This window comes from Hymenobacter crusticola, assembly GCF_002154225.1.
GTDB lineage: Bacteria > Bacteroidota > Bacteroidia > Cytophagales > Hymenobacteraceae > Hymenobacter > Hymenobacter crusticola.
The window spans coordinates 37,294-50,812 of record NZ_MTSE01000021.1; the positions used below are offsets into that span (position 1 = coordinate 37,294).

The window sequence follows — 13,519 nt, forward strand, 5'->3', positions numbered from 1 at the left end:
TCGTGTTTCTGCCGTCAATCAAAAAAGACCGCCATACTGGGCCAAAAGAGAACGTCATGCTAAGCTTGCCGAAGCATCTCGCGTGCGGTCATTGTGCTGGTAAACCCTGACAATTGGAGTTAGCATTGCACGCGAGATGCTTCGGCAAGCTCAGCATGACGTTCTTACCTAAGCTATCTTACTCAAAAAAGCTCTTCTGAATACCTAGCTCTAAGCCGCGCAGCTCGGCTAGGCCGCGGAGGCGGCCGATGCCGGAGTAGCCGGGGTTGGTTTTCTTGTTCAAATCGTCGAGCATCTGGTGGCCGTGGTCGGGGCGCATCGGGATGCTGAGCTGGCGAGTTTGCATGGCGGTGAGCAGCTCGCGCACCACGCTGTACATGTCCACGTCGCCTTCTAGGTGGTTGTCCTCGTAGAAGTCGCCCTCGGCGTTGCGGCGAGTGCTGCGCAGGTGGATGAAGTTGATGCGGTCGGCAAACTGCTTCACCATGGCGGGCAAGTCGTTGCTCGGAATCACGCCAAACGAGCCAGTGCAGAAGCACAAGCCATTGCTCGGCGAAGGCACCGCTTCAAACAGCGCCGCCACATCGGCCGCTGTGCTTACCACGCGTGGCAACCCTAGGATGCTGTAGGGCGGGTCGTCGGGGTGGATAACCAGCTTCACGCCTACTTCCTCGGCCACGGGTACTACTTGTTGCAGGAAGTAGATGAGGTTGGCTTGCAGCTTGGCCGCGTCAATTCCCTCGTAGGTGTCGAGGGCCTGTTGGAACTGCGCCAGCGTGAAGCTTTCCTCGCTGCCCGGCAAGCCGGCAATGATGTTGCGCTGCACTAGTTGCTTTTCTTCGTCGCTCATGGCGGCGAAGCGTTGCCGCGCCTTCTCGATTTCCTGGGGCGTGTAGTCCTGCTCGGCATTGTGGCGCTGAAGCAAGAACACGTCGAAGGCCACAAATGCGGCGCGCTCGAAGCGCAGGGCCTTGGAGCCATCGGCCACGGTGAAAGCTAGGTCGGTGCGCGTCCAGTCGAGCACCGGCATGAAGTTGTAAGTGACGATGTAGATGCCGCACGCGGCTAGGTTGCGCAGCGACTGTTGGTAGTTCCGGATATACGTTTCAAAATCACCCGTTTGCGTCTTGATGTTTTCGTGCACCGGCACGCTCTCCACCACGCTCCACACCATGCCAGCTGCCTCGATTTCAGCCTTGCGCTTCTGAATTTCCTCTACCGGCCACACCACGCCGTTGGGCAAGTGGTGCAAGGCCGTCACGACGCCAGCGCAGCCGGCTTGCCGAATGTCGGCCAGACTAACAGGATCATTGGGGCCAAACCAGCGCATGGTTTGCTGCATTGTGTACGCCATTTCTTGCTGCTCTTTTAAGTTAAACGCCGCCAAAAATGGAGAATCTGCGCAAGCACTCGACTGTGCAAGGAAAAACTCTTGGTCATGCGTACTGATTTTGTAGTGCGGACTCTGTAGTTCGCGCTGTGAATAGACCTAGCCTAGCTTCTATGATTTGCGTGCAATTTGACACCAGCGCGGACTGCAAAGTCCGCGCTACGTAGCGCTAAATCGCCCAGGGCACCCGCGCGGAACCCGCGTTCAAGGCAAAGACCTTCTCCACGTCTAGGTCGGCGTACTCGCGGCTGGCGCGATTGTACAGGTTCAGGATGGTGTAGTTGCTGGTGGGTGCTACGTCTTGGCGGTCCATCTGCTTCTGTTGCAGCAGGTAAGGCTGGAACCAGGTCACGGCTTTGTGCAGGCTGCGGCCATCAGGCGTGGTGTAGTTCCAGAGGTCGATGTCTACTTTCTTGGCGAGTACCGCTAAGCGTACCCAGCCTTGCAGGTTCATGGTGGTGTAGTTCCAGGGGCGGGTGCGCTCTAGCTCCAGCGGCTGGGAGCCATTGGGGGCTAGCTGGAGCGAGATGCGCGGAATCGTGCGCGTTTCGATGGTTTTCTTGGCTAGCGCTTTGTCGCCGGTGAAGAGGGCAAAGTCCACCACTTGCACGTCGTAGAAGGTGCCGTGGTTGTTCTTGTTGTTACCTTCTTCCACGCCTAGCTTACTGGTGAGCAGCCAAGTGTTGTAGTCTTTAAGCCACGATTTCAGCCCGCTTACTAGCTTCTCATCCACGCTTTTGCTGCCGTTCAGCAGAGCCACAGCGTCCGGGATTTCCACCAGGTTGCGGGTGGCAATGATGCCGTAGCTACGGCCTTCCGAGGAGCCCGGCACGCCCTGCCCGTAGTTCAGGTTGGGGTTCATGCGGGTGGCCGGGTCCAGAAAAAACGTGCGCAGCAGCTTGGCCGCATGAGCCGCGTATTTCTCATTGCCGGAGAAATAATAAGCTAGCCCCAAAGCTTTGGCGTCTTTGCACACGTTACCTAGCTCCTCCTGGTCTTTCAGCGCCGTCGATTCCGGATTCACCAAGCCGTCTTTGTTGATGTAGGGCTTGCCGTCGGGTTTGCTCGGATCGGGCCAGAAGTAGGGCGCTTGCGAGATGAAGTCGTGCTTGTCGCCGCTGGGCGGCAGCTTAGTTTTGGACGTAACGGTGTACGGCCCACGACCTAGGGCCTTGTCGGCGTCGCTCAGGAGCAGCTTCACTTGCTGCACTTCCGCCGCGCTGCCTTTGAGGTAGGCCGCTTTGTAGGAGGCCATTTGCGCAGCATCGAGCAGCAAAAACTGACGTTGAGGCGCCGGAACCGGATAAGCTGCCGCCGCGCCGAACCAGAGGAACAGCGCGAGGCAACCTAGCCAACATTTACAGGAATGAAGCATCAAAAACCAGGATTTTGGGTCAGGTTCGAGTTCAATACCACCTCCGTTTGCGGGATGGGGAACAGCAGGAAGTTGTCGTTGATGTCGCGGTTAAAGATGGCTTTCTCGACTTGTTTCAGGCGGTTCAACCGGATCAGGTCGTAGCGGCGGTGGCCTTCGTCGCACAGCTCCCAGGCCCGCTCCTGCACCAGCAGATCCACAAAGGCATCTTTGGAAGTAGCCGTTGTGGGCAAGGGGGCTAGGCCCGCCCGCTGCCGTACGCGGTTGATGCCCTGATACTTCGTGGCGTCGCCCGCATTAAGGTTGTTCAGGGCCTCCGACTGCATCAGCAACACGTCGGCGTAGCGCGTGACCAGCCAGTTGACCCGCGAGTCGTTGCCGATGCGCTTGTCGTCGCGGAATTTATTGAAGTAGTACTGCGGCAGCGTGGTGGTGCCGGCTTGGTTGCTTAGGTTCCAGGCCTTGCGCACGTCGTTGTTGGCGTACGACCGCACAAACCAGTCTTCGGCCGTGAACGAGGCGAAACCACCTAGGGCCGCCGGCAGATTTTGCCGCACAATGATGTTGCCGGTATTCGGCGGCAGGTCAAACTGCACCGAGAAAATGTGCTCCGGACCGTTTTCCCGATCTGGCAGAAATACGTCGCCATACACTGGCACGAGGCTATACAAGTTGGAGCTAATCACGCGGTTGCAGGCGTCCAGCGCATCCTGGTTATCCGTGCTCTTAGCGTCGGTAGAGCTAGCCCGCGTCAGGTATACCTTGGCCAGCATAGCCGCCGCCGCCCCGCTCGACACCCGGCCTTTATTAGCCGCCGGAATCTGATTTTCCTTGAGGCAGTTGGCTTCCGCAAACTTCAGGTCTTCAATGATTTGGTCATACACCTGCGCCTTGGGCGTGCGCGAAGGGCGCAGGTCGTCGTTCGGTCCTTTCACCGGCGACAAAATCAGCGGCACGTCGCCGTAGGAGCGCACCAGATCGAAGTAGCCGAGGGCGCGTAGGAAGCGGGCATTGCCGAGAATGTTGTTTTTGCTGGCCTCGTTCATGCTAATCGGCGGCACCTTCTCAATCACGTCGTTGGCTCGACTAATCATGCGGTAAAGGTTTACCCACCAGAAGCTTATCTCGCCGTTGTTGGCCGTGTAGGAGAAGCGACTAAGCTCGGCTCGGTCGCCGGTGGTGGCGCCCACCACCGTCATGTAGTCGCCGGGCAGCTCCGTCACGAGCCACACGGTGCGGCCGTAGAGCGTTTGGGCCTGCATGGTGCTAAATACGCCGTTCAGGCCCGCAATGGCGTCGCTCTCGTTTTGGTAGAAGTTGCTGGCCGTCAGGAAATCATAGGGCTTTTCCTCCAAGAACTTCTCGCAGGAAGTGAAGAGACCTAGGGTGCACAAGCTGAGAAGAAAAATCTTCTTTTTCATAGTAATAGGTATTGAAAGCTAGCCAGTTAGTTAGAAGCCAATCCGAACGCCACCGATGAAGGTGCGCGTGTTGGGGAAGGCGTTGTAGTCGGTGTTCAGGCTCAGGCCAGCACCCGCCGCCGTGGATTCACCGAACGAGTTGACCTCTGGGTCGTAGCCGGTGTATTTGGTAAGCGTAATTAGGTTTTGGCCCGTCACGTAGATGCTGGCCGTTTTCACGGTTTTGGTCATTGCCTTTGGCACCGGTATCTGGTAGCTGATCGTGGCCGTTTTCAGGCGAACGAAGCTGCCGTTTTCCACGATGTCGCTCGTGATGCCCGTGTTGCGGCGCACCACGCTGTTCGCCTTCGGAATGGTATTGCTGGTGCCGGGACCGGTCCAGCGGTCGACGACCGTTTTCAGCTTGTTGGTGGTGGTGAAGCCCGATTCTAGCTCGTAGCGGTTCAGGTTCAGGATGTCGGAGCCCTGCACGCCTTGGATGAAGATGCTCAAGCCCACCGGCCCGAAGCTGAAGGTGTTCGTGACGCCGTAGATAAACTTCGGCTGGGCGCGGCCAATGATGGCGCGGTCGTTGGCATCAATTTTCTTGTCACCATTCAGGTCGGCGTACCTAGGGTCGCCGGGCCGTACGAGGTTGGTGATGCCGCTGGCCGTGATTTCCTCCGGCGTCTGCCAGATACCGAGGAACTGATAGCCGTAGAACGAACCAATCGGCTCCCCGACGCGCAGCACGCTCGTGGCCCCCGTGGCGCCGGGGAAAATGCTCGTGCTCGACAGCCCCACAAAGCGCTGGTACTCCCCATTGAGGCTGAGCACTTTGTTGCGGTTCAGGGAGAAATTCAGGTTGGTATTCCAGGAGAACTTGCCGCCGTCGAAGTTGACCGTGGTCAAGGCAAACTCGAAGCCTTTATTCTGCACGCTACCAGCGTTTTGCAGGATACTCGAGAAGCCGCTGGTTTGCGGAATGGAAACTTCCAGCAGTAAGTCTTTGGTCTTTTTGAAGTAATAATCGGCCGTGATGCTGATGCGGTTTTTAAACAAAGCTAGGTCGATGCCGAAGTCGGCGGAGGAAGTGGACTCCCAGCTCAGGTCGGGGTTCCCGATGTTTGAAGGCGTTAAGCCCACGAGGCGGGTGGCCCCCGACGTATAAGCATTCAGGCCATAGCGCCCCAAGGAGCGGTACGAGCCGATTTCCTGGTTGCCGGTGATGCCGTAGCTAGCCCGCAGCTTCAGGTCGCTAATCGTCGGAACGCTTTGCATAAACTTCTCATCGATAAGACGATAAGCAAAGGCTCCCGACGGGAAGTAACCCCACTTATTGTTCGGGCCAAACCGCGACGAGCCGTCGGCGCGCATGGTGAACGTGAACAGATAGCGCTCAAACAAGCGGTAGTTTACCCGCCCAAAGTAGGAAGCTAGGGTGTTCTGGTTTTTGCCCGATTCTGGCGTTAGCACGTTGGCCCCGATACCGATGTTGTCGCTACCCAACGCATTGGTAAAGAAGTTATTCGCCTGGGCGCTGTAATTTTCATTCACGAACTGCTGGAAGGTCAGACCGGCCACCACGTTCAGGGCATTGTTGGCGTTGATCTTGCCGTCGTACGTCAGCGTGTTTTCGTTGAGCCAGCTATAGTTGTTGTTTGAGGCCTTCGTGGCGGCGCCGTTGGTATTCTGGCCCACGTACACCGTCGACGGAATAAACTGATTACGCTGGTTGCCGAACAAATCGGCGCCGCCCGAAATGCGCAGCTTCAGCCCTTTGGTAATCTCGTATTCGCCCGCTACGTTGACCAACGCGCGCAGAATTGTGCGTGTGTCCTTGGCACTTTCGGCGTACGCCACCGGGTTACCGGCAATTTCGACGGCGGGCAGCGGCTGGTTTTGGAAGGTGTAGTTACCAAACTCATCGCGCACGGGCTGAATGGGATTAAAACGCAACGCATCCAGCAACACGCCCCCGGCGCTGCCGCCGTTGGTGTTCACGGTGGTAAGCTTGCGGAAGGTGCGGGCTAGCTGGCTCGAAAAGCTAACGTTGATCTTGTTGCTGACCTTCTTATCGAGGTTTAGGCGCACCGTGCCGCGCTGAAAACCCGTGTTCAGCACGATACCTTCCTGATCGAAATAGTTGAAGCTAAGGTTGTAGCGCGTCTCCTCGGTGCCGCCGTTGAAACCTAGCTGGTAGTTGCTTTGGCGTCCCTGTTGCAGAATAGCATCCTGCCAATCGGTGCCTTTGCCCAGCGCCGCAATTTGGTCTTGGGTGTAGGGCAGCGGCGTGTTGGTTTTGTTTTCGAGGTTGTTCAGCGTTTGAACGTCGTTGAGGTAGTTGGCAAACTGGGGCGCGTTCATCAGGTCGTACTTGTGGCGCACGTTGCTCACGCCCGTGTAGGCCTCGAAGTTGATGGCGTTGCGGCCGGCTTTGCCTTTTTTCGTGGTGATAATGACGACGCCGTTGGCCCCGCGCGAGCCGTAGATGGCCGTCGCGGAAGCATCTTTTAGCACCTCAATGCTCTCAATATCACTGGGGTTAATGGAGTTCAAGTCGCCGGCACCGGGGAAGCCGTCTACTACAAACAGCGGCTCGTTGCCGGAGTTGATGGAGTTGGTGCCGCGAATCCGGATGGAGGTGCCGCCACCGGGCTCGGAGTTGGTTTGCGTTACTTGCACGCCGCTTACGCGCCCCTGCAAAATCTGGTCGGCGCGGGTGATAGGCACTTCGGCCACTTGCTCGGCTGTCACGGAGGCGACGGAGCCGGTTACGTCGCGCTTGCGCTGGGTACCGTAGCCGACCACAACCACGTCGTTCAGGGCCGTGGTTTGCTCCTTCAGGCGCACTGTCACGTTGCCGTCGCTGCCCACTTTCGCTTCGGTGGTTTCGAAGCCGATGTAGGATAGCACCAGGGTTGGATTGTCGCTCGCGGGTGATGTAAGGGCAAACTTGCCCTCACTGTCGGTGGTGCTGCCGCTGGTGGTACCTTTCACCACCACCGTTACGCCGGGTAGCGGTGAGCTGTCGGCAGCATTGAGCACGCGGCCTGTTATCTGCCGGTTTTGGGCCTGCACGGCATAACTAAGAAGGACCGCAAAGAGCACAAAAAATAGTGTAAATCTTCGCATAGAATACGGTTTAGGGTGGTTTTTGGAGTTCAGAGCGGTAAGTACAGCAAACTTGTATTGGCTTACGTATGATCATGATTATTTTTTTACGAAAACGATTGCGAAAACCATTTGCGGTTGCATTTATCTAGTATTCATCGTTTGGCTTTGCTACTAATTTCCTATGAGCTTCCGCTCGTCCGGCAGCACATCAGCAGGAACCTAGGTCATTCTACCGTCCCTCGGCTTATTATCCAGTAGGAAATTGCCTACAAGCTAGGTTTCTCTGGTACCAGCCACTTGTCGCGCACTTTCACGAAGTATAGATATAGGGCTACACCATTCACGAATTCAAGCAGCAAGGGTAAGTTTCGGCTACTCAACCCGAGAACTACATGCACAGCAGCGTAGCGTAGAGCTGGTTAAAATTTATCGCTGGGTCGTGCTGAGGTTACCAGCACTTCCTGTCGCTTCGCTCTCACTTCAGCATGAACAGCACGGTAGCGATGCTAGCAGACTTGGTTGCCCGTAATCTTACTAAGCGAACCGTTTTAAGAACTGCTGAATAACGGCGCTATAGCTGCGCGACGACGTTACGTGCGCCCCATTCTCCATCCGAAAAACGTACTCGCCGTGCGCCCAGTGCTTGAACTCGCGGATGTGGTTCACGTTGATGATGCAGGAGCGGTGAATGCGCAGAAACGTGGCTGGGTCGAGGCGACTTTCCAGCTGGCTCAGCGGCGTGCGCAGCATGTGCGGCTGCCCTAGGGTGTGCAGCGTGATGGCGTTGCCCGTGGCCTCCAAGTACAGCACCTCGGCAGCGGGCACAAAGAAGTTGCGCTCGGCCGTCCGAATCAGAAACCGATCCTGGTACTCGGTAGGTGCTGGAGAGGTGGCTGTTGATGTGCTCGAAGCCACCGGAGCCGCCGCGGGCCACGCCCCCAGTAACGAAGCTAGGTGGGCACTTACAGCATGGCTTTGCTGCTGGGCCAGGCGCTGCTGCACACGAGCAAGGCAATCGGCAAACCGGTCGGGGTCGATGGGCTTGAGCAAGTAGTCGACGGCGTGCAGGGCAAACGCCTGCACGGCATACTGGTCGTAGGCAGTGGTGAAAACAATCAGCGGGAGCCGTTGGCCCGCTTCGCTTGCTTGGCGTAGCACCTGCACGCCGTCGAGGTCAGGCATCTGCACATCCAGGAAAGCTAGGTCGTAGGTATGGGTTTGCAGCGCCGCCAAGGCTTCGCGGCCATTGGTGCATTCGCCGGTCACTTCCACCATCGGGAAATCCGTCAGCAATTCCCGCAACAGGCGGCGGGCCAAGGGTTCATCATCGACCAGTAAGGCGCGGATTGGGTCCATTCGCGGCAGCGTTAGGCAGCTAAGCTAGGTTGGCGGAAAGGCAGGGAGATTTGCAAGCAGAATCCTGCGTTGGGCGCCGTTTCTATGTCGAAGGTATAGTGGCTGCCGTAGAGGGCGGCTAGGCGACTTTGCAAGTTGCGCAGCCCAATGCCCCACGCCAGTGAGCCATCGGCGCCGCGGCCGTCGTCTTTCACTTCCAGCACTAGGCGGTCAGCTTGGCGCCGGGCCGTGAGGGCCAGTTGGCCGGTACCCGCGCGGGGCGCAATGCCGTGGCGCACCGCGTTTTCTACCACGGGTTGCAGCAGCAGCGTGGGCAGCAAGGCCCCCAAAGTTTCGGGGGCAAGGTCGTAGTGCACGGCTAGGCGGTCGGGGAAGCGGATTTGCTCGATTTCCAGGTACAAGCGGGTGAGCTGCATTTCCTTTTCCAGGGTTACCTCCTGCTCCTCCGTACCTTCCAATACCAACCGCAAAAACTGGCTGAGCTTGGCCAGCATCCGGCGAGCCGTTTTCACGTCCTCGGTCATCAGTGCCGAAATGGCGTTCATGGAGTTGAACAGAAAGTGCGGCTGCAACTGCATCTTCAGGGCTTGCAGCTGGGCCTGCACAAGTTGGGTTTCTAGGTGAGCGGCGCGCAGCTGTCCTTCGCGGTAGCGCTCCTGGTACTGCACGGCGTACGCAATGCACAGCAGCATCCAGTAAATAGGCACCCACACGTTGGCATTTACCACCACCGCCGAGAGCCGAAAGCCACTTCCAGGCTCTACCACTAGGTGCATCATGCCTGCATAAACTAAGCGGTAAATGAGCGTGAGGCAGTAGCTAGCTACCGCATGCACCACCAGATAAGGCAAGCGGAAGCGACTCTCGGTCAGGTCGAAACGTTTGGCGAGCCAGAACACTACGGGTGTGAGCAGCCCCCAGATTAGGCCGTGCAACAGCCGGCCGCCCAAGGCATCGCGCCAATCGGTGGGTGTGCCGGTGGAGAGGTTCTGCATGAAAACCAGCAGCACCATAAAAACACTGAACAGCAGCCACGCCACAGCAATGGTGCGGCCGCTGAGCAGCGGTTGGGCGCTAGTGGTGCTGGCGTCTTTTGAGTTTCTCCCCATTCCGCTAAAGTAACAAAGCTAGGTGGGCACCCAATAAACCTAGGTGTGAGCTGCCTTTATTACGTGGTGAAGTGGCCTTTCGGCCGTCGGCCGACCCAATGCCCTAAGCAGCCGGCTGGTTGTCGCCTACGGATGCTTGCCAGCTGGCAGCAGAAGCTAGGTGCCCACTGGCCGGGCTGCAGCCTGGGCCAGCGCTACCAGTAAGGAACCTGCGGCGGCGGACCGGCAGCCGCGCTTGAGGAGGTAGCCGGTGTGGGGCACATTTGCTAATATTGCCGGCCTCAGTGCGCGTTTCATTCGAGCCCAACCCCACAAACCATGACCCCAGACCAAAGCCAGCAAGCACTAGAAAAGCGTACCGCCGCCGCCGCCGCCCTCCGATGGGTGCGCGACGGGATGCTCCTGAGCCTAGGTACGGGTAGCACCTCGGCAGCCTTCATTACCTTGCTCGGCGAGGCTGTGCAGGCCGGGCAGCTGCGCGTGCAAGGCACAGCTACGTCGCTGGCGAGCGAGAACCTAGCTCGCCAAGTAGGTATTCCACTGGTAGAGCCCCGCCGCGGGCTGCGCTTCGACCTCGCCGTGGACGGGGCTGATGAGCTGGATGCCCAGCTGCGCCTCATCAAAGGAGGTGGCGGCGCCTTGTTGCGCGAAAAGCTGTTGGAAACGGCTTCGGAATACTTCTTGGTTATTGCCGATTCTACGAAGCTGGTGCCGCAGCTAGGTCGCTTCCCGCTGCCGCTGGAAGTAGTGCCGTTTGCCTTGCCTTGGGTGCTGGATGCCGTGGAAAAGCTAGGAGGCGCCCCCGAAGTACGCACCGTTAAAGCCGACCCAAACCAGCTTTATCGCTCCGACCAAAACAACTTGCTGGTCGATTGCTACTTCAATGCCATCCCCGATCCTGAGCGCCTCATGCATCAGCTCCAGAACATTCCCGGTATTGTGGAGCAAGGCTTGTTTATTGGTCTGGCGAAGGCAGCATTGATTGCGAACGGGGCCGATGTGCAGGTGATACGCCCCGGCATGGCGCCCGCCCCGGCCAGCGACTTTGCCAGCTTGCCCTAAGCGAGGTTTGCTAATCTGCGGCCTAGCCCTGTCTCCGGCTAACACCTGCGCCCAACCGATTGAGGCTTAACGCTTGTCAGTCGGTTGGGCGCAGGTGTTTTTAGCATTAGCATAACCGGAGATCTAGCTAGGACAGCTAGCTTTAGCGAAACCACGTTGCACCCTCCCACTGACAAGTAAGAAGATGACTAGGACAAAAACCGCTTTTCTGCCTTGGCGGCTGGCCGCAGTTGGGGTGTTGTTTGTTACCGGGGGTGCCGCCCATGCGCAAACCAAAATGCCCATCAGCCGGCCCACATATTATCCGCGGGTGGTGCGCCTGACGCAGGGCCAGACGCCCGGTCGGCTCCTTGCCAGCTTCGATGTGGGCAAGGTGGGCGTTATCTACGAAAGCCCTGACAACGGCCGCACCTGGCAACACCTCGCCGACGTGACGGAAAATACCCCGCCGCGCACCTGTTGCAGCAGCCTCTGGGAGGTGCCGCAGACGCTCGGTGCTACGGCGGCCGGCACCCTGTTCTGGGCTACCTCAGTGGGCACCGACCAAGGCGGCCGCGGGCCGTGCTCCATCCGCGTGTACCGTAGCACCGACGGCGGGCACCGCTGGGAGTTTTTCTCGACGCCCGTTAGCGGCTTTATTGGCCTCTGGGAGCCGGAGTTTACTATCGATGCTCGCGGGCGGCTGGTGGTGTACTATTCCAGCGAGGAGCGCAAAGCCAGTGGCTACAATCAACTGCTAGCGCACAAAGTCTCCGACGACGGCGGGCGCACCTGGGGCGAAGAAGTACTCGACGTGGGCATGCCGGATGGAGCCAAGCGCCCAGGCATGCCCATCGTTCGGCGCTTGCCAACTGGCTCGTACGTAATGACCTACGAAATCTGCGGTATGGGCTGCGATGCCTACCTCCGCCGCTCCGCCGACGGCGTAACCTGGGGTACACCCACCGACCCCGGCACGCGCATCGAATCCACGGCCAGCCATCACTTTGCCCATGCGCCTACCGTGGCCTGGGCTCCGGTGCCCGGCCATCCGCAGGGGCGTCTGCTGGTAGTGGGGCAGATGCTGCTGAATAATAGCGACAACGCCGTAGCAGCCGGCAATGGGCAAGTGTACATGCTGAATGAGCAAAACGGGGAAGGCCTCTGGCAGGAGGTGCCGGCTCCTGTGCCCGTACCCGATGCCAAAGACAACCCCTGCCCCAACTACAGCTCGCAGCTGCTCCCCGCCGTCGATGGGCTCACGGTGCTGGAAGTGGCACTCAAGCTTGACAACAACACTTGTCAGGCCTTTTTTCATACCGCCCCGCTGCCCGCGCCAACTCCAACACCCAGCAAAAGCAAGACTAACATCAAGCCGAAGCGGTAAGCCTAGGACCCGAAAAGGTGCGCTTTGTTGGCCAGATAGGTAGCCCTGTCCATCTTTCACAAACGAGAAGCCGTTTGCTACCCGCGGCCAGGATATGCAGCCTAGCCTTCTTTAAATAAAGGCGGCCCGCTTATCTTCCCGCCGTGAAACCGTCTCTTCGTTTACTCCGCTAATGCTCATTCGTCATTCGTTGCTCGTTGGCAGCTTGCTGCTGGTCGCGTCCTCGCTGCATGCCCAGGTAACCCCGCCCGCCGCCAAGGACCCCGCGGCCAAAGAAACCTTCCTGATTCCGATCCGGCTGACTGTGGCCCCCGATGGCTCGGGCGACTACCGTACCATTCAGGAAGCGGTGATGGCCGTGCGCGACTTCATGCAGGTAGAAGCCACCATCTTCATCAAAAACGGCACCTACCACGAAAAGCTCCTCATTCCGTCGCAGAAGACGCACATTACCCTGCTGGGCGAAAGCAAAGTAGGCGTCGTTATCTCCTTTGGCGATTATTCCGGCGATGCGGAAAAGCACAGTACCTACACCTCGTCGACGGTGCGCGTGCAGGGCAATGATTTTACGGCCGAAAATATCACCTTCGAAAACTCCGCTGGGCGAGTGGGCCAGGCCGTGGCCCTGCACGTGGAAGGCGACCGGGCCACCTTCCGCAACTGCCGCATGCTCGGCAACCAAGACACCTTATTTTTGGCCATTGAAAATAGCCGGCAGTATTACCAAGACTGCTACATTGAGGGCACCACCGACTTCATTTTTGGCGCCAGCACGGCCGTGTTCGACCATTGCACCATTCACAGCAAAACCAACTCCTACATCACGGCTGCGTCTACCACGCCGCGCCAGCCGTTTGGGTTGGTGTTCCTGAACTGCCAGCTCACGGCCGCGCCCGAAGCCACGAAGGTGTACCTAGGTCGGCCCTGGCGACCGAATGCCCACACGGTATTTCTTTACACCGCTATGGGCGCGCACATCACGCCGGCGGGTTGGGAAAACTGGGGCAAGGTGAGCAACGAAGCCACCGCGTATTACGCCGAGTTTGCCAGCACCGGGCCCGGCGCCGCTACCCAGGGCCGCGTGCAATGGTCGCGTCAGCTCACGGCCAAAGAAGCCAAGCAGTACACGATCAAGAACATTTTCGCAGGACCCGTAAGCTGGGAACCTGTGCGCAAGTAGCCCGCCGCCCGCTTTCGTCCGTTGCGCATTGCACTAGCCGGAGCCGCTCTAGTCTTGCTGCTTTGATTAGTGCAATGCGCAACGGACGAAAGCGGGCGGTATGCTACGCCAGGAAACACACGCACCTCACNTATGCTACGCCAGGAAACACACGCACCTCACCA

Annotated in this window: 9 protein-coding genes; 3 read left to right on the plus strand and 6 right to left on the minus strand. The window is 58.5% G+C overall.

The window, feature by feature from the left end; all coding sequences use genetic code 11:
* Positions 1-178: 178 nt before the first annotated feature.
* From uxuA to BXP70_RS23670, 6 genes are all read right to left on the minus strand, one after another.
* Positions 179-1,354, minus strand: a complete 1,176-nt coding sequence (gene uxuA / locus BXP70_RS23645) for a mannonate dehydratase (RefSeq protein WP_218779849.1) — start codon at positions 1,352-1,354, stop codon at positions 179-181.
* A 205-nt stretch (positions 1,355-1,559) separates the two neighbouring features.
* Entirely contained in the window at positions 1,560-2,765 is a 1,206-nt protein-coding gene (locus tag BXP70_RS23650) for an alginate lyase family protein (protein WP_086596600.1), read from the minus strand.
* Positions 2,765-4,186: a RagB/SusD family nutrient uptake outer membrane protein gene (locus tag BXP70_RS23655; RefSeq protein ID WP_086596601.1), complete on the minus strand. Its 1,422-nt coding sequence runs from the start codon at positions 4,184-4,186 to the stop codon at positions 2,765-2,767. Before BXP70_RS23655 ends, BXP70_RS23650 begins: the two co-directional genes overlap by 1 nt.
* A gap of 30 nt (positions 4,187-4,216) precedes the next feature.
* A complete protein-coding gene (locus BXP70_RS23660) occupies positions 4,217-7,300 on the minus strand; it encodes a SusC/RagA family TonB-linked outer membrane protein (RefSeq protein ID WP_086596602.1) in 3,084 nt (1,027 codons plus the stop codon).
* Positions 7,301-7,816: 516 nt separating this feature from the next.
* Complete coding sequence (locus BXP70_RS23665) at positions 7,817-8,638, minus strand: LytR/AlgR family response regulator transcription factor (protein WP_086596603.1); 822 nt, start codon at positions 8,636-8,638, stop codon at positions 7,817-7,819.
* An 11-nt stretch (positions 8,639-8,649) separates the two neighbouring features.
* A complete protein-coding gene (locus tag BXP70_RS23670; RefSeq protein WP_086596604.1) occupies positions 8,650-9,747 on the minus strand; it encodes a sensor histidine kinase in 1,098 nt (365 codons plus the stop codon).
* Between the two features lie 318 nt (positions 9,748-10,065).
* Here BXP70_RS23670 and rpiA point away from each other — a divergent pair, with 318 nt between their 5' ends.
* From rpiA to BXP70_RS23685, 3 genes are all read left to right on the plus strand, one after another.
* Positions 10,066-10,809 carry a ribose-5-phosphate isomerase RpiA gene (gene rpiA, locus BXP70_RS23675; RefSeq protein WP_086596605.1) on the plus strand — a complete coding sequence of 248 codons (744 nt, stop codon included), beginning with the start codon at positions 10,066-10,068 and terminating at the stop codon, positions 10,807-10,809.
* A 184-nt stretch (positions 10,810-10,993) separates the two neighbouring features.
* Positions 10,994-12,175: a sialidase family protein gene (locus tag BXP70_RS23680; protein ID WP_086596606.1), complete on the plus strand. Its 1,182-nt coding sequence runs from the start codon at positions 10,994-10,996 to the stop codon at positions 12,173-12,175.
* A gap of 172 nt (positions 12,176-12,347) precedes the next feature.
* Positions 12,348-13,355: a pectinesterase family protein gene (locus BXP70_RS23685; protein WP_086596607.1), complete on the plus strand. Its 1,008-nt coding sequence runs from the start codon at positions 12,348-12,350 to the stop codon at positions 13,353-13,355.
* Positions 13,356-13,519 lie beyond the last annotated feature (164 nt).